Raw genomic sequence first — 22,844 nt, forward strand, 5'->3', positions numbered from 1 at the left:
CCCGGCCCGCATCCCGCGCGGCCTCACGGAACTGCCGCCCGGCGGCGCGCAAGCCAATCCGGGACCGCCTGCGCTCCCGCGCCGCCGGAAAGGCAGATCGCAGCAGCGCCCGCCGCGACGCTGGCGAGGAACTGACGTCGTGAGGCTCTTCTCAGTATCCTCACAGCTCGGCTCCCACTCGGCGGTGGGCAGGGCCACGACGCCGGGCCCCACCTGCCTCGCAGTTTCTCGGGTGCTCGACATCCGCGGACTAGAAACGCCAGGCCAGGCGGGCCGAACCGGTATGGGACAGGAAGTCCCGGCCAGTCTGCGCCTGGTACTCACCCGTAAACTCCAGCCCCGTCCCGGAGCTGATCTGCAGGCCCAGGCCGAGGTCCACGAGCTTGTCCGGGATGCGCGACCGGCTCTCGAAGGTCCCGATCTCGATCGGCGCTCCAACCAGACTGGCGCGCGTCGTGAAGTGATCCGAAGAGAGGAGCGTGAAACCGACGCTGGCATAGGGCCGCGCCCAGTAGCCGGAGGCGATCTCGAAGCGGCTGCCGATCTCGATGTTCGGGTTGAACGCGAAGACGGTTTTCCGCTGGCTGAGGACACTCAGATCGAGCCCGGCTGCGCCGTACTCCTGGAAGGATGGCGTCCGCAGATGGAGCGCGTCCACGTCGAGATACGGACGGACGTACCAGTTCGCGAACGGCAGCTCGTAGGCCGCGCGGAACCGCGCTCCGAGCGCCTCGACATGCGACTGGCTCATCGCCACCGCCGTGGAGGAGCTGATCGTCATCGCGCGCAGGTTCTGCTGCTCCGTCTTTCCGGCGGTCGCGGAGACCGCGAACAGCCAGTTCCCGAGTTGACGCTTGACCGCGATGGACGCGTCGTAGCTGTCGGTCTTGCTTCCCGTGATGCCGTCCGCATCGTCCAGCTCGCCGCGGGTGAAGGACGCGGTGGCACCGACGAACCAGCCAGGCGCGAATTCCTTCTGCGCGCCCATCCGGTAGCTGGTCTGCCGCTGACGGTAGCCGCCTTCATCCTGAGAAGGCGACATCCGCGAATAGCCGCCGCTGATCCGCCCCCAGACGCACTCGCCTTCGCGCATGAGCATCGTCGCGCTCTCGAAGGCGGGGCAGCTCATGGCCGCCCGCATCGCCAGCCGCGCATCCTTGATCTTGGTGTTGGTCACATATTGCGTCGGCTCGAGCGAGAGCTCATCGAGGGCCGCGCCATACTGCGCTGGCGAGGCGATGCCCAGGAAGCGCGGGAAGACGGTGGCCTGCGCGCTCGATGCGGCATTCCAGGCGGCTTGCAAATGCCGGGCGGCCTCCCCCTGGTCGCGGGTGAGTGTCACGCCCTCCGGATTGTCGAACCTCGCCCTCGGCGAAAGCGTGATGCTGCTTGAGTCGCGTGCGACGGACCAGAACATGGGTATGCCGTTTCCCTGCGGCCCGGCGATGGCGGGCAGGCCGGAAATGCCCCCCGTCGCGGAGATGATCCGATAGTCGCCTGGCAGGAGCCACGAGACGTTCGGTTCGATCGTCCCTGCAAGACCGGCCTTGCCCTCGATCTGGACGCGACCGTTCTTCAGCCCGTTGTTGGTGGCGGGGTTCATGAAGTTCACGATCATCCGGCCGCTGGCGGCCTGGTCGAAATCGCCGACCACGCGGGCAGCGCCACCAATGCCGAAGATGCCTTCGTTCACGAAACTTCCGCCCTGGCCGACGTTCACATAGCCCGAGCTCGCGATGGTGTAGCGGCCGCCGAGCTTGTTGATGAACTTGTCGCTGGCGAGCTTGTCCGCAGGTGCGAGATCGACGGAGCCGATGATTTCGCCCTCGTTCTCCACCCGGTCGGCGTTGACCGAGCCGATGATCGCCTTGTCGGAGATCGCGCTGAGGTGAGAGCCGCTCTTCAGGACAATCTTGTTCTCGCTGCCGCCGCCGTCGATCCGAATGCCTGCGCCCTGGCCCGAGCCTCCGATGATCGTTCCTTCGTGGACGATGCTGATCACACCGCCGCGACGGCTGCGGTCGAGCGTTCCGTCGGTCTTCTGAACGCCGCTTTGCAGGAAGATGCCGTAGGCATTCTCGCCGAAAGCCAGAATCTGGCCGCGCGTGTCGAGGTTTATGGTCTCACCCGCGCCGACGGCCCGCGACCGCGTCTTGCCGTCATCCTTGACGAGGCCGGCCTTGCCGTTGACGTCGTAGGTCCAGCCACCGCCGCCGCCCAAGCTCTGGGCGAAGATGGCATGCGCGGCCTTGCCGCTCGTCGCCAGCGTGAACGAGCTCTCCGCATCGGCCATCCTGATGGAGATCTTGCCGCCGTTTCCGCTCGCCGCTGAATCCCTGACGAACTCGGCTTTGAGGCCGGGCGGCGCCTCATAGCCAACCCCGCTGTAGCCGCCGCCGCCGCCGATCGACTGCAGGAAGACGGCGTGCGCCCCGGCCCCCTCCGTTCTGACGGAGGCATTCGCGCCAAGCGTGAGCTCGATCTTGCCGCCGGCACCACCGGCCCCGCCTTCGCCACCCATTTTCGTGGTCTGCTCGAGGAAGCCGCTGTTCGAGGCATCCGCGCTGAAGCCGCCTCCCCCGCCGATGCTCTGCGCAAAGATGCCGAAAGCGCCCATCCCATGCGTGGTGATCTTGCCAAAATGCGACAGTTCGACAGTGCCGCCGCCACCGCCCGCACCGCCCTTGCCGCCATACGCCAAAGTCGAGGTCGGCATGGGCAGAACGGTGGTCGAAACATCCTCCTCGCCGCCGCCGGCGAACGTGCCGTCGCCCTTGATGATCCCGGCTTTTCTCAGCAGCTCATAAGTCAGGTCGAGCACTTCCTTCTCGTCCGCGTCGGCGGCCAGGACCGATGAGGAGGTCGGGTCGGGACGGCTGAAGATGAAGGCGCCACCGCCGCCGCCCACGCTCTGAGCCACGACGCCGTGCGCCTCGCGGCCGCTTGTCTCGATATTGCCGGAATTGACGACCTTCACGCCGCCGCCGGGCGAGCTCTGCCCGGCGTCGCCGCCCATCCTCACATTGCTGGATATGGAGATCGAGTTTCCGCTGGCAGCGAGGGCCCCGGCGCCGCCGCCGCCGCCAACACTTTGAGCGAAAACGGCGATCGAACCGGCGCCAGCCGTCGCGATATCGCCGACGTTCGTCACCGAGACCTCGCCTCCCCGGCCGCCCTTTCCACCATCCGCACCGAACGCAAAAGTGGCATTGATATTGTTGTTGCCAGTAGCCACGCCGCTGCCGCCGCGGCCGCCGCCGCCGCCGATCGACTGCGCGAAGATGCCCCAGCTGTTGTCGGCCCGGGTCAGAATCTGGCCGAAATTCTCGACCTTGACGGTGCCGCCGTCGCCCGCCGTGCCGCCGGAGCCCCCGAAGGCGAGCGTCAGATCCACGTTCGGCAGCTCGACCTTCGACTTGGAACTGGCCTCCTTGTAGGCCGTCTTCAGTTCGGCCTTGAGTTTCTGGAGAGCGATGCCCGCAGCGACGAATCCGCCGGCTTTGACCGCGCGTTCGAGACGGCCCTCTTCCTTCTCAAAGATGGCGTTGATGACCTTGAGCACGTTCTTCGCATAGCCGATCCGCGTCTGCACCGGGCCCTTCTTGTCGAAGAACTTGTAGTCCTCGATCGCCTTTTTTTCACTGGGATCGCCAATCGCGTCGACGATCAGCCCGTCGATCTTCAGGAGATCGTCGACAATCTGCAGCACGAATTGCCCCGGCTTGTCGCCGAGTTCCGGAGCCTTCTTCGTCGTGCCGCTGAAGCTTCCGCCGTTGCCGCCACCGCCACCGACGCTTTGCGCGAAGATGCCGACCGTGCCGGCCCCGCCCAATTCGATGCGCGCGCCGTCCGCGTTGACCACGGCGACGTCGCCGCCCTTGCCGCCGGCTCCGCCACTGCCACCGATGGTCAGTTTACCGCTTAGCGTCCCCTTGCCGCTGGCCATGTAGCCGGCGCCGTTGCCGCCGCCGCCGCCGACGCTTTGGGCGAAAATCCCGAACGAGTTCTTGCCCGAAGCGGAAATGACACCGTGGTTCTCGACCGTCACGGCCCCGCCGACGCCGCCATCGCCGCCTGAGCCTCCCACTGCGATTCGAGCCGTGATCGAATCCGCGAGCGGAAGCGCCTCACTCGCGACGCTCTTGGCGATCTCGTTCCAGGACAGGCCCGGCGCGGCCATCGCCGAGCCGCTGCCGCCATTGCCGCCACCGCCGCCGACGCTCTGCGCGATGATTCCGGTGGCAAAATCACCGAGGGTGCGAACTGCACCGTAATTGCGGACGGTGACCGCACTGCCGTTGCCGCCGCCGCCGCCGGAGCCGCCGACGGATACGGCGAGCCCGATGTTGAGGTAACCGCTGAGCATGTCGGCGGCCGTGGTCGCCGTTCCGCCGGAACCGCCGCCCCCGCCGACGCTCATGGCCTCGATGCCAGTCGCGTCATTGCCGAAGGTCGAAATCGCGGTGCGGTTGTTGACGACGACCTCGTCGCCCCTGCCGCCCTTGCCACCCTTGCCGCCGACCGCGAAGCTCAGCGATACCGCAGGCAGGTCGGGTGGGGCGACCGCCAGAGCATAGCTGGAGGCATTGCCGGCATTGCCGCCGCCGCCGCCGACGCTCTTCGCCTGGATACCCAGGGCGGCGCGCCCGGTCGTCGAGATGATCGATTCATTGTCGACGACGACCCTGCCACCGTCGCCGCCATCGCCGCCTGCCCCGCCCACGGCGATCGACAGGCTCGCGACCACGCCGGCCGACGCAGCCTTCGCCGCACCTCCGACACCGCCGCCGCCGCCGACGCTCATTGCGATCACGCCGGTGGCGCCCGCACCGGTCGTGCTGATGGAGGGAGCCCTGGTGGGGTTGAAATCAAAGTCGGTGAAAGCGCCGGGAGAGCCCGAGACGACGACCTCGGCGCCGTTCCCGCCGCCGCCGCCATGCCCTCCCACGGCGATGCTGACACCAAAGCCCAGCGACTGCGACGACGAACCAGCGCCGCCACCGCCGCCGATGCTCTGCGCGAGCATGCCGTAGGCTTCCTTCCCGCTCGTCGAAATCGTCCCGAGATTGACAGCCCTGACGTTGCCGCCGTCGCCACCCGTGCCGCCATCGCCGCCCGAGCCGAAGAATGTGGAGCCACCCTGGCCGCCACCTGCGCCGCTCACGCCGGGCTTGATCTGCCCAAGCTGGAACGCCCCCGTCGCGTTGCCGCCTCCGACGCTCTGGACGACCATCGCGGTGGCCCCGAGCCCGTGGGTGTCCATGGTCCCATAGTTCGTGGCGTGAGCCTCGCCGCCGGCACCGGCCTTGCCGCCGTCACCGCCTCCGAACACGCCGCCGCCACCCTTGCCGCCGGTCCCTCCGAGCGACTGGGCCACAAGTCCAAACGAGTACTGGCCCCAGGTCGTTATCGTGCCGAGCTGCGAGACGCCAACACGGCCACCCTTGCCGCCCATGCCTCCCGGCTGGCCGCCGCTGTGATCCTGGTCGCCGCCATGCCCGCCGATGCTCTGCGCGAGGATGCCGGCCGAACTGGCACCGTTGACCGTGACCGTGCCCCGGTTCAGGACCTCGACCGTGCCGCCCCCGCCGCCATTGCTGGTATACGGACTGGAATAGAAGGCATTTCCGCGCTGCGAGCCCGCGCCGCCGAGCGACTCAGCGATAATGCCGGTTGAGCTCACGCCGTTGGTGACAATCGAGCCGGCGCGACCGATCTCGACGAAAACGGATCCGCCGGCGCCACCGGTCAGATCCGCGATACGGCCCTTCGTGGTTCCGCCACTCCCGGCATTGCCGCCGAGCGAACGGGCCCACACTCCAGCATAGTGCGAACCTCGCGTTTCGAGCGCGTTACGCAGGTCGAGGCTAACGGGTCCGCCGGCCCCGCCGCGTCCCATCGCCTCATTGGAAAGGCCGCCGTTCCCGCCCTGCGAATAGAGGATCAGAAGACCCGTGCCGCCCGCCCCCGCCCAGCGAGCGTCCCGATGGAACCAGGGGTTGCCCCCCGACGTCGGCAGCGGCGGCCCGTTCTGATCGCCCGAACCGGCCAGCGATCCGGTCTGAATCACCGATACCGTGCCGCCTCGACCGCCATCAGCGCCATGAACATCGACAAAGGCCTGGGAAGGCCCCCCACCACCCAGCCCGCCGGTCGACCCAATGATGACCGCGCTTCCCTGGGCCGGGGCTGCGGTCGAGGAGAACGCGTTCTCGAGAAAAATGCCGGGCCCGTCCTCGCCCTTTGTCGCCTCTCGGTCGACGCTCAGCCAGCCGGCCTTGCCATCGATGCCGTCCGCCCCCCTGAGCATGCGCCTGTCGATCGAGACTTTTTCATGGGCCTGCTGAGCTGCCGCAGGCCCTGCCAACATCATCGGCAGAACGAACGGAGCCCAGCTGACACCGTAAAGGAAAGGTCGATCGAACCTCGCGCGAGCGGAAGCCGAACCTGCGCGTGTCTGATGACGGAGCTCGGACTTCACGACCATTCCCTTTGGAACGCAGCGGCGCTCGAAGTCAGGACGGATCGTCTCGACAGCCTCACCGATGGCGGACACACTCTTCGCTTGCGCCCCGCCCAGGGAATCCTGGGCCGGCTTCCTCGCGGCCCAGTTGCCGCGGCGAATCGCGCACGCCAGCAAAGGCTTACGGGTCGCACTGTTTCCGGGACAGAAACGAATAGGAACGCCCTGGAGCGATTTGGAACGGTTTGAAACGAAAACCGTCGCCAAATCATCACGCGCGCAGAAATACGATCGGTTTGCGCTCGTCCGCCTATGGTCGCCGCGAAACAATCACTTTTGTTAGACCGCCGTATGGGCTCGGCCTCGCCAATACTTACCTAAGGTAATCTATTGAGCGAGCGGAACGATCAGCCGCACCGTTGTTCCACTCCCCTCGGTACTTTCGATCGCCACGCGACCATTATGCGCCGCGACTATGCGTTGAACCAGGGAGAGGCCGAGCCCGGAACCGTCGATGCTGCTGGCATTCGAGCCGCGGACTGCTCGTTCCATGATGCGATCGATGTCGTTGACGGGGATTCCAATTCCACCGTCGGTGACAGCAATCTCGCCTTCATCGCCCGCTGCGCGGCAGCCCAGGATCACGCGCGGCCGATCTCCCGAGTTCGAGAATTTGACGGCGTTTTCCAGCAGGTTGATGATCGCGATCCCAAGCATCGGCATGTCCGCCATCAGATATGCTCTTTCCGCTTGCGGATCGATTTCAGTGATGATGTCGGCGGGAAAAAGATCCTGTGCCCGGAAGGCGGCGGATGAAACGACGTCGCACAAGAGAGTACACGCAAACTGAGGTGCGAAGCTGGGGCCCTGAAGGCGGCTGCGGCTCAGATTGAGCTCCAAGGTTTCGACCAGCCTGATAATACCGCGCCGAACGCGATCGAGCCTTTGGCGGTTGTCGATGTCGTCCTGCGGCAGGCTAAGACCGATGCTATCGACGTTGGACCGAATTGCCGCCAGCGGCGTGCGGTATTGATGTGAGATCACCTCCAGAAACTGCACTTGCTGGGCTTGCGATTCCAATTCGGTCTTGAGTGCATCCTCGGCGACTCGCTTTGCATCAGCGAGTTCGACCGTCCGCTCCCTCACCATGGCATTGGCGCGCTGTTCTGCAGCCTGCGCGGCGACGAGGGCTTCTTTGCTCATCGAGCGATTCATCGCCTCTGCGGCACGCAGGCGGACTGCCAGCGAGGCTGTCAGCAGAAGCGTTTGGATGAGGCAACTGACCGTGTAGCTGTGGGCTAGCCAGTTGGGCAGCAACCAATAGCCCGCGCGCTGCGTGACCGTCGCTACCAATCCGATCCAAACGATCAAGTAGGCGACGGCGCGCAGCACGGTCCCGGCATCGTCTCGGCGCATCTCCCTAAGGCCGAAGAGCATCGCCAGCGTGGCCAGGGCGAGAATAAAAAGACTGCCGTATGGAGCGAAACTCAGATTGGCATCGAAAGCGACGAAGATGATGCCGACGAAGCCGACGATAGAACCGCCAAGGAAGATGCGATGCAGCCAGGGGCTTCGCGCTCGCATTTCCAGGATGCTGCTTGCGGCCAATGGCGCAACCACGAGGCCGAGCCAAGCCGCACCTCCGGTGAAAAGATCGTTGCCGTTGCCACCGTCCGGGAAGAATAAAAGCCGCGAAAACCCGAGATTACCGACGTAAACCAACATCGCGGCAAAGGTGGAAAAGGCCAGCAGGAGATACGATGCCTTGCGCTCAAAATGATAAAACACCAATTGTATCAAGATCATCACCCCCATCCCTCCGAACCAGAGGGCCGCAGCAAAGCTGATGAGCGTGACGCGATACGTATGGCGAGCCGCGGAATAGAGCGCTGCCGAGATGTTGAGCGAGGAATTGACGCTCGCAATGCGCACGTAAACGATACCCTCTCGGTCTGCGCGCAGATTGAGGGGCACGACATTATCCAGCCCGGACACTTCGTCCGACGGGAACGGTCGGTGGTCGCCCATAGCGTAGTGCGTGAAATCGTCGACCTCGGGCTCGCCAGCGGCGTCCGCCACATGGACATCGATGAAGTCCACGAAATTCGGAGTTAGCGAAAGGAGCGCCTGTCCGCTCAGGGCATTCGGAATCCGGATGCGCAGCCAGGCCGCGTCGCGAACGTAGCCGAGGTTGACCCCGCTCCCTCGCACCGGCTTGAAGCGTTCGCCGGCGGCCAAAATATCCTTGAGCGCCATGTCTCGAGAGGGGTCGATGAGTACGGAGATGCGCCCGTCAAGCGGCAGCTCGTCCACGAGCCCGTTGGTCGCGAGCTCCTGCTCATGCGGACCGTTTTCGTGAGTCGATCCCAGCCGGGCCGAATTGGCTAGCAGGGTGATTGAAGCAATCAGAAGAACGACAATCAGCCCCCACCAGCGGTTCGCAAATTTAGCCAAGTCGTTCCCTCGGACTTCATCCACCGGTTCCGGCGGTATAAACACATTGTCGATTCGAGCACCGCGTCGTGCTTACCCGAGTCGTGACAAAAGCTGCTATGCCGCGAGAGATCGATTTGCCGCCTGAGAAGCTGGATCCCCCGATCCACGTTCTCCTTGTCGAGGATGACAATGACCTGCGCGCCGGATTGGCGGACTACCTTCGACTGAGCGGATTGAAGGTCGCAGAAGCCTCTTCGGGAATTGCTTTCTACAAGGCACTTCGGGCGGATCGCTTCGATGTGGCGATTATCGATATCAATTTGCCCGATACGAGCGGCTTCGAGCTCGCCCGCGATGCGGCTGATGAAGCGAACATGGGTGTTGTCATTCTAACGGCGCGTGCGGGGCGCGATGACCGTGTCAGGGGGTACGGAGAAGGTGCCGACCTATATTTGACGAAGCCGGTTGACGGGGAAGAACTCGTACTCGCAGTCCGCAACCTCGCCAGACGAGCACGAGCGATGGGGTCTCCGCGATCGTCTCTGGATCATCCAGCCTCATCTTTGCGCTCGGATTCGGCGTGGAGGCTGGATGCAATGCGACAAGCGCTCTTGCACCCGAATGGCGCGCGACTGGCTCTCTCAGGACGCGAGATGATTCTCGTTGAGACGCTGGCACGCGCCGAAGGGGCTACGGTGTCGCGAAAGGAGCTTGCTCAGGGCCTGGGCTACGCCGAGGCGAATAGCGAAAGCCGTAGTCTGGACGCAGTGGTGCGGCGGCTTCGTCAAAAAGCCCAAGATGCAGGAGTCGAGCTTCCCCTCAAGGCGGTACATGCTGTTGGATTCCGGTTCGCCGCGCAGCTGACATTGATCTGAGTTCGGGATACGGGCGTTTCATCCGGCCGGCCCCGACCTCCGCCGGCGGTTGCGATAGCGATGGTCTTTCGAGAGGCGCTCTGCTGTGAACATTCTATACGACGGGCCGCAGCACGCACGCGTGACGGTTTTGTTGGCTCACGGGGCCGGAGCTCCGATGGACTCTCCATCGATGGCGGCAGCCGCTGCCGCCTTGGCCAACCAAGATTTGCGCGTGGCACGCTTCGAGTTCGAATACATGGCTAGCCGCCGGATTGCGTCGACGCGGAAGCCGCCGCCGCGCGCCGAGAAATTGATCCCGGAGTACCTCGCGGCCGTCGACGCCTTAAGGGCGGATGGGAAGCTGGTCATCGGGGGCAAATCGATGGGCGGCCGTGTTGCGAGCATGATCGCCGACGACCTTTATTCCAGCGGCACCATCAAGGGTCTGCTTTGCCTCGGGTATCCGTTCCATCCCCCGGGCAAGTCAGAGCAGCTCCGGACCAACCATCTCGCGGAACTCGCCACGCCGACCCTGATCGTGCAGGGGACACGCGATGTGTTTGGCGGMCGTGACGAGGTTGAAGGTTACTCGCTCTCGTCGCAGATCAGCCTGCTCTGGCTGGAGGATGGCGATCACGACCTGAAGCCACGCAAGGGCTCTGGCTTCTCGCAACTTGATCACTTCGTCGCCATGGCCACCGCGGTCTCACGCTGGGCAATGGATCTCTGAGATCTCGGCTGAGAGGAGCAGCTCGACGTCGGGGCACTCAGACTGTCGCGTGTCCGCCATGCCCGCTGCAACATGCCCCGATTTGGCCTCCTGCAGGGGCCTCTCGGATCGGCGGGCATGGCGCATCGCCACAGGAACAGAAGACACAGCCATCGGCTGTTGATCATGCCGCTCGCCGGTGCAATCCCGCTCTGAAGCGGCTAACGGACGACATCCTTGAGGGCGACGATTGCCTCGTTGACCCCATTGCCAATCTCATTCTTGATGCCGGTAAATGTGCCGACGACAGCTCCGAGGGCAGCGCCTGCGTATGAGCCGGCAGTGCCAGCCACATTGCCGCCAACGTCACGGCCCTTCAGAAAGCTGCTCTCGACAGAGTGGCCGAGCCTCGCCAGACCATCCACCACGTTGTACCCGCCATTCACGTCTTCCAACGTCTCGTCGTTGAGCGGGACATTATCTGGCTCCGTGCTCATCAACCTGCTCCTGCTCAAAGGGCAAAGCCCGTCGGTTCGGTGAGCAAGGTGTAAGGCTGGCTGGCTTACAAAACGCTTACACGCATGACGCGTGTTTTGCGCGGGAACCGGCATCGATCCGTCCAGCTAGGACTATCCGGTGCCGGGCGGCGAGCCAAGGTCCGAAACTCTTCACAAACTGGAAGCGGACATTCAACGCATCGGCATGCCAGCGTGGTCCTGCCGTTGAGGCGCCCCGTCCAAAATCGGGACGCCCCGCGTGCCGACGTTCAGGACGCCCCCATGGCTATCGCGTCAGCCAGGGCCATGACCTCTGACCTACCAGCTCGGGTGGCGCTCCGATGGTCTCGCCCGATGGTGCCACGGGATCGCCCGTGCAGGCGCGGCCGCTCCTGACGACCCACTGACCCGCCTCCTGCTTCAGCCATAATTCGGTCTGGAGATCGTCGCCCTCGATACAGCCGACGCGCTTGCCATTCCGGTAGCGAGGCATCAGCACCGCCCAGGCGAAACCGGCCGCGACCTTCAACGTGACCACCTCGAAGACGATGTGCGGTGCGTCCTTGCCGAACAGGACGCGAGCAGCGTCCAGGATCGCCTTGCGCTCGGGCGAGCCCTGGGGTGGGGTTCTGACATCGCCGTCTGCGATCCGGGGCGGCTTGGGATAATCCTCGACGCGGAGGACCTCGTCTATCTGCGCCTGGGACAAATCCCGCTCCGTCGCGCAGAGCGTCGAACCGACCGAGGTTTGGTTCAGCCAGCGGCGCTCATCCTCGCTCCAGTAGAACACGAGCTGCACGCCCGAGCCGGCGAGGTTCTCTCCTGCGCAATTCGCCGTGTTCCAGCCGGACATGTCGCCGGAGGCATCGAGAGGCTGGAAGCGGATGTAGGCCAGCCCGCCGACGGAACGGATCGGCGGGAAGAAGCGGCGCTGGAAATCGAGGATCCTGACGGGCCCGATGCCATCCTTCACCAGATTGGACTGCTGATAGCGCCAGATGTCGAGCAACTGCTCGGCGCTTGCCTCGCGATCCCTGGGAAATTCGAAGGCGTGGGCAGGGGCTGTGGCGAGCAGCCCGGCCACCAAACACCGTGCCGTCAAGGACATGAGCMGACCCACTCGCCCCTGATCGACATGGCCAATGCCGGCGCCTCGGGACGGGTCACGGTGATCGTTCCCTCATAGGACGAGCCCCGATAGGTCGTCCGCGAGGTCGTGACGACCGCCCCGGCGCAAGTCGCTGTGAAATCGACCTGCATTCCCTCTGTGCGAACCTCCCCTATCGCGCAGCCCTGCCAGGCCGGGTCGACCTCCAGCACCTTGCGTATGGCGCTGGCGGAGCCGTTCATGGACTGCGCCTCCTGGGTTGTGACACAGCGCGGCCCCGTAACCCGCCCCTTCTTGCCGCCGATGAACGCGGTCGATTGCCATAGGCCGGGCTCGAAGCGCTCGCCGGCATAGGCACCTTGCACCAGAAGGAGAAGGGAGAAGGCCGCAAATGCTCGTTTCACGACGAATCCCTCAGCGTTTCACGAGTTCGACGCGACGGTTCCTGGACCGGCCGGGCTCGTCATCATTGGAAGCGAGGGGCGCCGCCATGCCCGCGCCGAAGGCCAGCAAGCGCTCGGTGGCCACGCCATGGGTCCTCGTCAAAACATCGACGACCGCCCTGGCACGCCGCTCCGAAAGATTGAGATTGTAGTCGAAGGCACCCCTGCCGTCGGTGTGGCCGGTGACGACCAGTCGCAGGGACGGCTGCGCTTGCAGGAGCTTCGCGATCTCGCGCAGCGTCCGCGTCGATTCCGGTTTCACCTCGGCCTTATCGAAGTCAAACTGGATGCCATAGAGCGCGACGCGGCCACCGCTCTCCAGCCCGGCCTGCATCTGCCCGGCATCGATGAAGGCGATCTGGTCGCCTTGCATCGGCTTGCTTTCCACGACACGCAACGCGATATGCGTGGCGCCCAGACCCTTGCCGACCAGAAGTGCGACATGCACGTCACCCGAGGCGCGGCTCAGCCTGGCAAGACGATATGTCAGCGCCTGGCCGTAGTTGCCGTTGCGACGGCTGTCGTCGAGATAGCCGCCAAGCTGGTAGAAGCCGCTGTCGCCTGAGACGCATTCGCGATCGGCGCAGGACAACAAGGTCTCGAACCCTTTTGCCTTCAGACTCTCGGCAAAATTCGCGTCGATCTCCAATGCCGAGCGGTCGGCCGGTCCGCGATAGACGATGCGGGAGCTCCTGCCTTCCTGGCGCGTGCGCAGATCCTCGGGCAACGCCGTCGACCAGTCGAAGCGCCGTGGTACGGGCTTCGCCAGGAGATCGACGCGGTCGAAATCCGAGCTTTGGTAGACGATGATCTCCGAGCCCTTGTAACGCCCGACAAGCGGATGGTCGGCGGAGCCCGGAGCGTCCTTGGCCATGGCGGAGGACAAAAGCGGGATTACGAGACAAAGCAGAACCCCGAATGCGAGATGCCTCGCCATGCGCGGTAGGGATGAGCCGTCTGGCATGGCAAGTCTCTGCAGGTGAAAATCGGGAGGAGCTCTGTGTCGGAGCTTTACTCCCGCCTTCCGCTACGGAACATTCCCTGGGCGGGGAGGATTTTGTCACCGCGCCCGCCAGCGGAGCCCACGACATTCGCCGATGCCGAGACTGAACAAGCGCAAATGGCATGAACTCGATCTTCTGTGCCGGAGCGGAGCAGGGATCGCGGCGATCGCGCCGATGGCATGCCGGCTTCTGCGCGAGTTGGTTGGTGCCGATGCCGGGGCACTGTTCTGGATGGATGAGACTGGTCTGCCGGAGGGCTTCTTCCACGAGGATTCGCCAGCGAGTGCGCGCGATCTCTTCGTCAATGAATTCGAACGTCTGTTTCTGGGGCCGGAGGAGCTGAACGTCGCGACGCTCGCCCATATGAAAGGCTCGGATGCTGGGCATCTGCTTGCGCCGCCGGCCTCCTATTATCGATCGAACACCTTCAATCTGCTGGTACGCGCCAGCGGCCATCGGCACGCACTCGACCTCCGGATCGACCATCAGGGCCGCCCGCGCGTGATCGTCCTGCTGTTCCGGACCGGTGCATACCCGTTCAACGAGGAGAACCTCGCCACGCTGAGGCTTGCCTCAGCGCCGCTCCGGCGCGCGCTGTCGGGAAACGGACGCGCAGCGCAATGGGAGCCGACTCCCCTCAAGGGGCATGCGCTGGTCGACGCCTCGGGCCAGACCCTCCTGATGATGAGCGAGGCCGCACAGCAGATACTGCAGAAGACGAATTCGGTCGGGGAGGATATCCAGCTCGAGGGGCCGATCACCACGCCGCCGCGGTTTATGCGGCATCTGTGCTCCGACATCGCGGCAGGACGCGAGGCGCGCGGCTTCGTCGCGATCCCGGACGGCCGGCTGGTCATCACCCCCGAACAGCTTCACACGCCCGTCGGAGGCCGCAGCGCGATCCTGATGACCATGCAGATCGAGCGGCCGCGCAATTTGCGACTTGTCGAGCGCCTGCTGGACCTCGCGCTGTCGCCGAAGCAGCGCGGAATTATGCTGGAGGCGGCGCTCGGCCATGCCCGTTCCGAGGTCGCCGCGCGCACCGGCACGGGCACCGAGGCCATGAAGAAGCACCTCGGCGCGATCTACCAGGCGACCGGGGCTCATTCCTGGGAAGCGATGGCACGTCTCCTGGATTGATAGCCCGGACGCTGACTGCCATGCCGGAGACGGTGCCGAGAGGCCGGACAGAAAGCCGCGCCGCCCGAATCTGATTCCGAACTTTCGCCCCGGACCGGCGTTGCTAGCTTGCCCATATTCGCGGGGGGGCCGTCGCCGGGAGAATGCGTATGCGGATCGCGCAGGTTGCGCCGCTATCGGAGGCGGTTCCACCCCGATTGTACGGGGGCACGGAAAGGGTGGCCTCGTGGCTCACAGAGGAACTCGTCCGACAGGGACATGATGTCACCCTGTTTGCCTCAGCCGATTCCCAAACCTCCGCCGAGCTGGTTGCATGTTGTCCGAAGGGCTTGCGGCTGGCAGGCATTCGCGATCACACGGCCAGCCACCTCGCCATGCTCGCCAGGGTCCGTGAGCGGGAGGCGTCATTCGACGTCATCCACTTCCACCTCGATCTGCTTCAGCATGCGATGTTCTCGGACTTGGCTCACAAATGCGTGACGACGTTGCATGGCCGCCTCGATCTGCCCGATTTCCTGCCGGTCTATCAGGCCTTTCCGCGGATGCCGTTGATTTCGATTTCCCAGGGGCAGCGGAAGCCGATGCCCGCCGCGGTCAACTGGCTGGCAACGGTGCATCACGGCCTGGGGCCGGGTCTGTGCCCGTTCGATGCGAGGGGAGGAGACTATCTCGCCTTTCTCGGACGGATCACGCCTGAGAAGCGACCGGACCGGGCGATCGAGATCGCCAAACGTGCGGGGATGGCCCTCAAGATCGCAGCGAAAGTCGATTCGGTCGATGAAGACTATTTCCGGAGCCGGATCGAGCCACTACTCGACGATCCGTCGATCGAGTTCCTCGGCGAGATCGACGAGGCGCAGAAGAGCGCATTGCTCGGCGGTGCCCGGGCGCTGCTATTTCCGATAGACTGGCCCGAGCCGTTCGGCCTGGTCATGATCGAAGCGATGTCGGCGGGAACGCCCGTCATCGCCTGGCGCAACGGCTCCGTGCCCGAAATCGTAGAGGAAGGTGTGTCGGGGTTCATCGTCGACACCATCGCCGACGCCGTTGCCGCCTGCCAACGCAGTATCACCCTGGATCGCTGTCGCGTACGGGCTCATTTCAACAGTCATTTTACTGCCGCTCGGATGGCCCGCGATTATCTCGCGGCATTCGATCGCTTGCTGGCGTCCCCACGTAATTATCGCGGGGCCGCAGAATAGACGCAGAGACGTGAACCAATCGCCTGAACGAGCCCCATGACCTCCGACGACGGGGAGCTTCGGATGCATGAACAGAATACTGTCCCAAGGCAGCCCGAAATAGCGGCGCCGCATGAGGCCGACAGGCTTCTTGATGCGCATCCATCCCTCGTCGAGCGCCCGCTTCGCACCTTGAAATCCGGAGACGCCTTCGCGGTTCTGGATAGCTATGGCGACATCGGGATTACCCCGAACACGTCCGAGGGGCTGTTCTGCAACGACACCAGGCATCTTTCGCGGCTGCAACTGTTCTTCGAGGACAAACGCCCCTTGATCCTTTGCTCCGTGATCCAGGACGACAATATCGCTCTGACGGTAGACCTCGCCAATCCGGAAGTTACGCGGAGGGACGGCTCAACCGTCATCCCACGTGACGCGATCGCCATTGAACGGACGACATTCCTCTGGAACGCGGTGTGCTTTGAACGCGTCGGATTGCGCAACTTTGATCGGATTCCACATGAATTCTCGATGTCGTTGTCTTTCGAAGCCGATTTTCGCGACCTCTTCGAAGTCCGCGGGATGAAGCGCGCCCGTCGCGGCGAGACGGAGACCCAGATCGATTCAGGAGCCGCGCGCTTCGCCTATCGTGGTCTGGACGACAGGGTGAGACGAACGGTCCTGCGCTTCAAACCAGAACCGTACCATGTGACGAACGGGTTCGCCTCGTTCCGATTCCGCTTGGAGCCTGGCGAGCGAACCTCGCTCCTTGTCACCATCGCCTGTGATCTCATCGATGATCCGGAACGGCAGGTTCATCCCTTCAGCTGCGCCTCCGGCGTACCGCCCCAGGATTTCTCCAAGGCCTATCAGGATGCCCGCCGTGGCCTTCGCGCGCTCACGGCCAACATATCCAAGGTGGGATCGTCGAACGCCCCCTTTGCGGACCTGATCAGCCGGTCGACCTCGGACCTGTACACGCTGATGACCCGCGGGACCGATGGGCTTTATCCCTATGCCGGCATTCCATGGTTCTCGACGATGTTCGGCCGCGATGGGATCATCACCGCCATGATGCTGTTGTGGGCCGATCCGACCGTAGCGCAGGGTGTCCTGCTGCAATTGGCGCGAGCACAAGCCGTGGTCAGCGACCCCACCGCCGATGCGCAGCCGGGCAAGATTCTGCACGAACGACGAAGCGGAGAGATGGCCAATCTCGGCGAGGTCCCGTTCAGGTTCTACTATGGCTCGGTAGACGCCACTCCGCTATTCGTCATGCTTGCGGGCCAGTATTTCGATCGGACTGGTGACCTCGCCATGATCGAACAGCTCTGGGATAACATCGAGGCAGCGCTCCTGTGGTGCGAGACGTTTGGGGATCGCGATGGAGACGGATTCGTCGAGTATTTTCGCGAAACGGAAAGCGGGCTGACCAACCAAGGCTGGAAGGACAGTCACGATTCGATTTCCCATGCCGATGGATCCCTGGCGCGAGGTCCGATCGCTCTCGTCGAAGTGCAGGCCTATGTCTATGCTGCCAAACGGGCCGGAGCGACCATGGCTCGCGCCCTCGGGTTCTGGGATCGCGCCGACGAACTGGAACAGCAAGCGTCAATTCTGCAGGAACGCTTCGATCGCGCCTTCTGGTGTGAAGAGATCGGCTCCTACGCGCTGGCTCTCGATGGTGACAAGCGCCCCTGTCGGGTTCGCTCTTCGAACGCGGGACATGCCCTTTTTGGCGGCATCGCCTTTCCCGAACGCGCCGCGCGAGTCGCTCGGACCCTGATGAGCGAAGGGAGTTTCAGTGGCTGGGGCATCCGGACACTGAATGTGGGGGAAACACGCTATAATCCGATGTCGTATCACAATGGCTCGGTTTGGCCGCACGACAACGCCTTGATCGCGATCGGCTTTGGCAGCTACGGCTTCAAGTTCGAGGCGGCACGATTATTCGAAGCCCTCGCCAATGTGGCGACGTATCAGGAACAACAGCGCTTGCCGGAGCTGTTCTGTGGCTTCCTTAGGAAGCCGCGACGCGGACCCACCGCCTATCCCGTGGCCTGCTCGCCTCAGGCCTGGGCCGCAGCGGCTCCCTTCGCCATGTTGGCAGCTTGCCTCGGACTGCAACTTCCGGCGGGGGCAAACGAGATCAAGCTGGTCGATCCCGTTCTGCCATCGTTCCTGGATGACGTGATCATTCGCGGCCTGACGCTGGGTTCTTCGCAATTCGATCTGCGCGTGCATCGCCACCAAAGCGACGTCACGATCAACATCCTGAAGCGCTGGAACGACAGCAACGCACAGGTAACGATGATAAAGACCAAGTAATTAATTTTGATTCCGGCGCCTATATCTGCATATCCATCGCGCTCATGACGGCAATTATAGCTTGGCTTATTGACCTTAAGCTACAATAAGCCTTGATATAATCCAATAGAGCGACAGATAAAAATGTCCGGGAGACTTGAATGGAAATCCCGAAATTTAGTGTGCTGATCGCAAACTATAATAATGCGCGCTTGATTCAACAAGCGCTCGATAGCATCAAAGCGCAAACGGTTCAAAATTATGAAGTTATCGTTGTCGATGATGGATCTACAGATGGTAGCCATTCTGTTATCGAATTGGCGAAATCGAGCTTTGGTGGAAAGCTGAGGCACTCGTTTCAAGACAATCGCGGCGTCGCGAGCGCAAGGAACGCTGCCTTGAAGATGTGCTCTGGGGAATATATCACATTTTTAGATCCAGATGATTATTGGCATGATCGGCGACTTCAGATTCATGAGCATGTATTGGATCGAAACCCGAATATTGGATTTTGCTGCAGTGACTTTGAGTTGCTTTATGAAGATGGCCGCTCTGAGCGTCATTTCGACAAATGGTTGGTGTTTCCGGATTTCCCCTTTGAGCGGGAAATCCCGCGAGAGGACGCGCTGCGATGGCTTCTGCGTGTCAATTTTGTAGGAACAAATGGCGCGACAATTCGAAGAAGCTGCGTTGAAAACGTCGGTCTATTTAAAGAGAATTATAGGCAATCTGAAGATTATGATTATTGGCTTAGATGCGCAGCGAACTCAGAATTTTATGTAATCCCGCAAGTTCTTCATACATACAGAATTCACCAAGGCGGCTTAACCAATAATTATCTTGAAAATTGCGAATATAGTCAACGCGCCGTCCAGGAATGCGCAAAAGCTTATAGTGAATTCATACGATATCACGGCCTGCAACACGCGGTTAAAAGATCGATCTCGCGGAGATGGTATGAGATCGGCAATTTGAATTTCGAAAATGGATACCTAGGAAAAGCCTATGGATCGTATTTGGCCGGGTTGCAATCGGATATATCAGTTTCAAATATTCTAGATTTTCTATCGGTCACATGCCGTAAGACGATCCGGCTTGCCGCGTTTGGTATTTGTTAAATGCGGGATTTTGACTGTCGCCCCGAATGGCCCGGCGCATGCCCCTAGCTTGTTCCAACTGAGCGAGCGTCAGATGGCTTGGACATCGCCGTTCTTTCCCCTGGCGCACGACGTGTCGATGGCCAGCGGGTTGTAAGCAAGATCTTGGCGATATCAATGCCGAGGGTCTCGATGGCCATCGCCGCTCGCCTCCGGTTGACAAGCCCTCAGCCTGCAAGGGGTAGAGGGAGCCGCCCCTACCATTAGCTGGCGCAAGGAGTTCTGTGGCCTGAAGAGTGGCCGGGTGAGCCGCATCCCCCAGCTCCGACGAGCCCTGCTGGCGTGGTACCCATCGAACGATCTTGTGGGCCGCATCGCCACCGCGGTCAGCGCGTGCCCGGCTTGGCCGAAGCAAGCCGGGCAAATTGGAATGCAAGACAAAGAAGCTTAACTCGCCGAAGCCAGCCGCTCCCCTTCTGGCATGACGCCTGTCAGCCTGCCCGACGCATTGGCTCGCCGTTAAGCCGCGCTGCCATCTGACCGGCCATCCGACGCAATCCGACCGTCTTGTCTTCAGTTCGGAAGCTGGCGACGAGCTGGTTGAGCCGATCGATCTGATCACTGAGCGACGTTGCGCTCGCCGCACTTTCCTCTGCCAGGGCAGCATTTTGCTGCGTCATCTCGTCCATATGCGCGACGGTCTGGCTCATCTCGTCGATGCCATTCGCTTGTTCGTTCGACGCAGCCGATATGTCTGACACCGTTGCCGAGACCTTGCGCGAGGCGTCCACGATGTGGCTGAGAACCTCACCGGCAGAGCGAACGAGCTCGACGCCCTGCTGGACCTCGCCGGCCGATTCCACGATCAATGCGGAAATGTCCTTCGCGGCTTCGCTGGACCTCTGTGCAAGCGTCCGAACCTCGGAAGCGACGACGGCAAACCCCTTGCCGGCATCGCCCGCACGCGCGGCTTCAACCGCGGCATTGAGCGCTAGAAGGTTCGTCTGGAAGGCAATCTCATCGATGACGGAAGTGATGTCTGAAATCTTGCGCGACGCCAATTCGATCCGGTTCATGGCGTCGACAGCATCATGGACAATGGCTCCGCCCCTTTCCGCTACTGTCATGGCCTCCTCGGCCATAGCAACTGCCTGACGCGAGGCGTGAGCCGAAGCTTTAACTGAAGCCGCGAGCTGCTCGGTAGTCGCGGCCGTCTCCTCAAGCGAGGAAGCCTGCTCTTCTGTTCTTTTCGACAGATCATCGGCGCCGATGTTGATCTCACGCGCCGCGGTGCCGACATCGACCGAAGTCGCTTGGATAGTTATGACCGTCTCCGCAAGACCGTCGATCGCGCGATTGAAATCGTTGCGCAGTTTTTCGTATTCGTCGGCGACCTCATCGGTGAGGCGACAGGTCAGGTCGCCTGCAGCCAAACGATCCAATCCTTCAGCCAACATCATGACGATCTGCTGCTGCTGCCGGGCGAACTCCATGCGCTCGGCCTCCGTGCGGTGACGTTCGGCCTCGTGCGCGTTGCGCTGCGCCTGCGCAGCTTGATCACGATCCAGCTTCTCCGATTCCATCCGGCGCATTTCGAGGCCGTTGCTTTTGAAGACCATGACTGCACGCGCCATGTCGCCGACCTCATCTTTGCGGTCGCCTCCCACGATTTCAGCCTCGAACTGCCCTTGCGCCAACTCGGCCATCGCAGCCTTCAGCCGCTGGAGAGGGCCGGTAATCGTTTTTGCAGCGAGGGCAACGGCGCCGAGAACGCCCAACAAGAGACCTGCGCCAGCCGTGATGAGCATGATCATCGTGGCCCGGTTGCTTTCGGCAGCCAGTTCGGCCGAGCGACGATCGGTCTGTTGAAGCACACGCGTGTTGAGGTCTGAAATCGCGTTCACCAGATTCCGCAGTTTGCCGTCGAGCGTATCCATGACGGCAAGCGCCTTCTCGTTCTGGTCGCTTTCACCAAACGCAATAGCTTGTTTTACCGAGCCCTCCAGAGCGCGCGCATCGGCGGTGATACGTTCGATCGCGTCTTTCTCTGCGGGCAGTGCGATCTCTGCCTCTCTTAGAAAGGCGAGAACTTGCGAATATGAAGCGCTACCATCAGCCTTCGCAACTGCAATGCTCGGGGACCCCAGCGGATAGGCGATGATCTTGTAGGTCTGGGCGATCAGATTATTGGCGGCACGTGAGGCGCGCGCGGTTGCAAGGATGCCTTTGGGCCGCGTCTGCAGCATCTCTTCGTAATTTGCCTTGACGCTCATCAGCTGGACGCTGCCAAAGATTGAGACGCCGAGGCCAACGAGACTGGCGAACAAGACGGCCACCCCGATCTTGGTTCGGATTTTGATGTTACTGAATTTCATAGGGCGGCCCTGCAACGGGGAGAGGTGCAACGACAACCCGCATGCGCCCAGTATCACTAACGACACGCTAAAATTTTGATCGATTCTAAATTGCGTAGCCTTATGAAATCGCTGCGAAACTTGTAGTTGTGCAGCAGAGCAGATGCGATCATTTGGATCGACCTCAGACGAGCCCGAGTGAGCGGTCCAGGACCTGGTCCGGGCGGCGCGCCATTTCCGGCATCCTGCGCCTAGAGAAGGACGGATGACATGCTGCGGAGCCGATTTAGCCGGCCGCCGGGCTGTGACGCGGCGGATCTGATCATCTTCTGGGCGAAGGCCGGGGGAATGCCGGTTTAGGGCCGACGAGGCGGCCTGGTTCAACGAGCTACGGCTGCTCGAGCGCCCCGGCAACATCCTGCTGGCCGAAGCCGAGGAACGCTACTGCGCGATGGCGGGCGAACCAGCGATGGCAGCATGGCTCAAACGAAATGGGCTCGGGAAATCCCGGGGCGTGTGTGGATGCCCCCGGTTTTGCAAGGGGATTTTTCTGACGGATCTTGGCAGCCAGGCGCTTCTATCGGTCGTGTGTCAGGCCTTTGATCGTGGCGCTCGCCACGTGGCCGGTATGCAGTTCGAGAGATGGGGTCCACATCGGTTCAGAGAGCTTTGATGCTCGAGCCCCGGGACTGGTTTTCCCCATCCTGAACTTTGAAGTCCTTGGCCTGCATAGGTCGTCAGTCGATCTCCTTGCCGAGGCCTTGCGGGCCCCTAGGCGTTCGCCACGATCCTTCCATCGAAGGTCGCCGCTCACGCCATCCTGTAATTTTGCTCCCTCGTCATCATCGCCCAGATGTTGCGCGCCATCTTGTTGGCCAGGGCGACGGCGGCGACCATGCGCGGCTTGCGGCCGACGAGCCGGCCGAGCCACGTGTCTGGCATGGCTCCCTTACGGACAATCCACCGAATCCGGCTCATCGCTCCGACGATCAGCAACTTGCGGATGTCGGTTTGCCCCATTTTGCTGACGCCGCCATGTAGGATCTTGCCACCCGTCGATCGTTGCCGCGGCACGAGGCCGAGCCAGGCCGCGAAGTTCCGGCCGCTGGCGAAGGTGTGCAGATCGGGCGCGAAGGCCATGATGGCGCCCGCCGTGACCGGCCCTACGCCTGGGACGGTGCACAAGCGGCGCGTCTCGACCTGCTCCTCGCTCGCCGCCCTGAGGCCAGAGGCCAGCTCTTCGATCCG

The 22,844-nt window shown here is 62.6% G+C and carries 14 protein-coding genes; 6 read left to right on the top strand and 8 right to left on the bottom strand.

Annotated elements, in window-relative coordinates:
• Window positions 1-250 precede the first annotated feature (250 nt).
• Entirely contained in the window at window positions 251-6,310 is a 6,060-nt protein-coding gene (locus AC1DIN_RS22330; protein ID WP_476811356.1) for an autotransporter outer membrane beta-barrel domain-containing protein, read from the bottom strand.
• A gap of 540 nt (window positions 6,311-6,850) precedes the next feature.
• The gene (locus AC1DIN_RS22335; protein ID WP_476811357.1) at window positions 6,851-8,917 is read right to left on the bottom strand and encodes a sensor histidine kinase; all 2,067 of its coding nucleotides are present in this window, start codon (window positions 8,915-8,917) and stop codon (window positions 6,851-6,853) included.
• A 98-nt stretch (window positions 8,918-9,015) separates the two neighbouring features.
• Between AC1DIN_RS22335 and AC1DIN_RS22340 the strand changes: the two genes are divergently transcribed.
• Window positions 9,016-9,774, top strand: coding sequence for a response regulator transcription factor (locus AC1DIN_RS22340; RefSeq protein WP_441469088.1), 759 nt, complete (start codon window positions 9,016-9,018; stop codon window positions 9,772-9,774).
• Window positions 9,775-9,859: 85 nt separating this feature from the next.
• Window positions 9,860-10,486 (top strand): alpha/beta hydrolase family protein, encoded by a 627-nt coding sequence (locus AC1DIN_RS22345; protein WP_476811358.1) that lies wholly within the window; start codon window positions 9,860-9,862, stop codon window positions 10,484-10,486.
• Between the two features lie 200 nt (window positions 10,487-10,686).
• Here AC1DIN_RS22345 and AC1DIN_RS22350 read toward each other — a convergent pair whose 3' ends face one another.
• From AC1DIN_RS22350 to AC1DIN_RS22365, 4 genes are all read right to left on the bottom strand, one after another.
• The gene (locus AC1DIN_RS22350; RefSeq protein ID WP_476811359.1) at window positions 10,687-10,962 is read right to left on the bottom strand and encodes a hypothetical protein; all 276 of its coding nucleotides are present in this window, start codon (window positions 10,960-10,962) and stop codon (window positions 10,687-10,689) included.
• A 286-nt stretch (window positions 10,963-11,248) separates the two neighbouring features.
• Entirely contained in the window at window positions 11,249-12,046 is a 798-nt protein-coding gene (locus AC1DIN_RS22355) for a hypothetical protein (RefSeq protein WP_476811360.1), read from the bottom strand.
• 14 nt (window positions 12,047-12,060) lie between these two features.
• A complete protein-coding gene (locus tag AC1DIN_RS22360) occupies window positions 12,061-12,474 on the bottom strand; it encodes a DUF3617 domain-containing protein (protein WP_476811361.1) in 414 nt (137 codons plus the stop codon).
• Window positions 12,475-12,484: 10 nt separating this feature from the next.
• The gene (locus tag AC1DIN_RS22365) at window positions 12,485-13,387 is read right to left on the bottom strand and encodes an OmpA family protein (RefSeq protein ID WP_476811362.1); all 903 of its coding nucleotides are present in this window, start codon (window positions 13,385-13,387) and stop codon (window positions 12,485-12,487) included.
• Window positions 13,388-13,610: 223 nt separating this feature from the next.
• Between AC1DIN_RS22365 and AC1DIN_RS22370 the strand changes: the two genes are divergently transcribed.
• The 4 genes from AC1DIN_RS22370 to AC1DIN_RS22385 all read left to right on the top strand — a co-directional run bounded on the left by AC1DIN_RS22370 (window position 13,611) and on the right by AC1DIN_RS22385 (window position 19,263).
• Window positions 13,611-14,657: a helix-turn-helix transcriptional regulator gene (locus tag AC1DIN_RS22370; protein WP_476811363.1), complete on the top strand. Its 1,047-nt coding sequence runs from the start codon at window positions 13,611-13,613 to the stop codon at window positions 14,655-14,657.
• Between the two features lie 149 nt (window positions 14,658-14,806).
• Complete coding sequence (locus AC1DIN_RS22375) at window positions 14,807-15,859, top strand: glycosyltransferase family 4 protein (protein WP_476811364.1); 1,053 nt, start codon at window positions 14,807-14,809, stop codon at window positions 15,857-15,859.
• 36 nt (window positions 15,860-15,895) lie between these two features.
• Window positions 15,896-18,166: an amylo-alpha-1,6-glucosidase gene (locus AC1DIN_RS22380; protein WP_476811365.1), complete on the top strand. Its 2,271-nt coding sequence runs from the start codon at window positions 15,896-15,898 to the stop codon at window positions 18,164-18,166.
• 140 nt (window positions 18,167-18,306) lie between these two features.
• Window positions 18,307-19,263: a glycosyltransferase family 2 protein gene (locus AC1DIN_RS22385; protein ID WP_476811366.1), complete on the top strand. Its 957-nt coding sequence runs from the start codon at window positions 18,307-18,309 to the stop codon at window positions 19,261-19,263.
• 470 nt (window positions 19,264-19,733) lie between these two features.
• Here the strand turns inward: AC1DIN_RS22385 and AC1DIN_RS22390 are convergent, their stop codons facing one another.
• Together AC1DIN_RS22390 and AC1DIN_RS22395 are read right to left on the bottom strand one after the other, a co-directional pair.
• Complete coding sequence (locus AC1DIN_RS22390; protein ID WP_476811367.1) at window positions 19,734-21,617, bottom strand: methyl-accepting chemotaxis protein; 1,884 nt, start codon at window positions 21,615-21,617, stop codon at window positions 19,734-19,736.
• Between the two features lie 789 nt (window positions 21,618-22,406).
• The coding region (locus AC1DIN_RS22395; RefSeq protein WP_476811368.1) for a transposase at window positions 22,407-22,844 on the bottom strand (438 nt) is incomplete at its 5' end.

The sequence above is a fragment of the Allobosea sp. 05T438 genome (genome assembly GCF_056396025.1).

What these genes read in the sequence shown, in the direction of transcription:
- AC1DIN_RS22365 (WP_476811362.1), bottom strand. Translation starts at nt 13,387, where the DNA reads ATGGCCAAGGACGCTCCGGGCTCCGCCGACCATCCGCTTGTCGGGCGT.
- AC1DIN_RS22350 (WP_476811359.1), bottom strand. Translation starts at nt 10,962, where the DNA reads ATGAGCACGGAGCCAGATAATGTCCCGCTCAACGACGAGACGTTGGAA.
- AC1DIN_RS22340 (WP_441469088.1), top strand. Translation starts at nt 9,016, where the DNA reads ATGCCGCGAGAGATCGATTTGCCGCCTGAGAAGCTGGATCCCCCGATC.
- AC1DIN_RS22330 (WP_476811356.1), bottom strand. Translation starts at nt 6,310, where the DNA reads ATGCTCAGGGGGGCGGACGGCATCGATGGCAAGGCCGGCTGGCTGAGC.
- AC1DIN_RS22385 (WP_476811366.1), top strand. Translation starts at nt 18,307, where the DNA reads ATGGAAATCCCGAAATTTAGTGTGCTGATCGCAAACTATAATAATGCG.
- AC1DIN_RS22390 (WP_476811367.1), bottom strand. Translation starts at nt 21,617, where the DNA reads ATGAAATTCAGTAACATCAAAATCCGAACCAAGATCGGGGTGGCCGTC.
- AC1DIN_RS22380 (WP_476811365.1), top strand. Translation starts at nt 15,896, where the DNA reads ATGACCTCCGACGACGGGGAGCTTCGGATGCATGAACAGAATACTGTC.
- AC1DIN_RS22375 (WP_476811364.1), top strand. Translation starts at nt 14,807, where the DNA reads ATGCGGATCGCGCAGGTTGCGCCGCTATCGGAGGCGGTTCCACCCCGA.
- AC1DIN_RS22370 (WP_476811363.1), top strand. Translation starts at nt 13,611, where the DNA reads ATGCCGAGACTGAACAAGCGCAAATGGCATGAACTCGATCTTCTGTGC.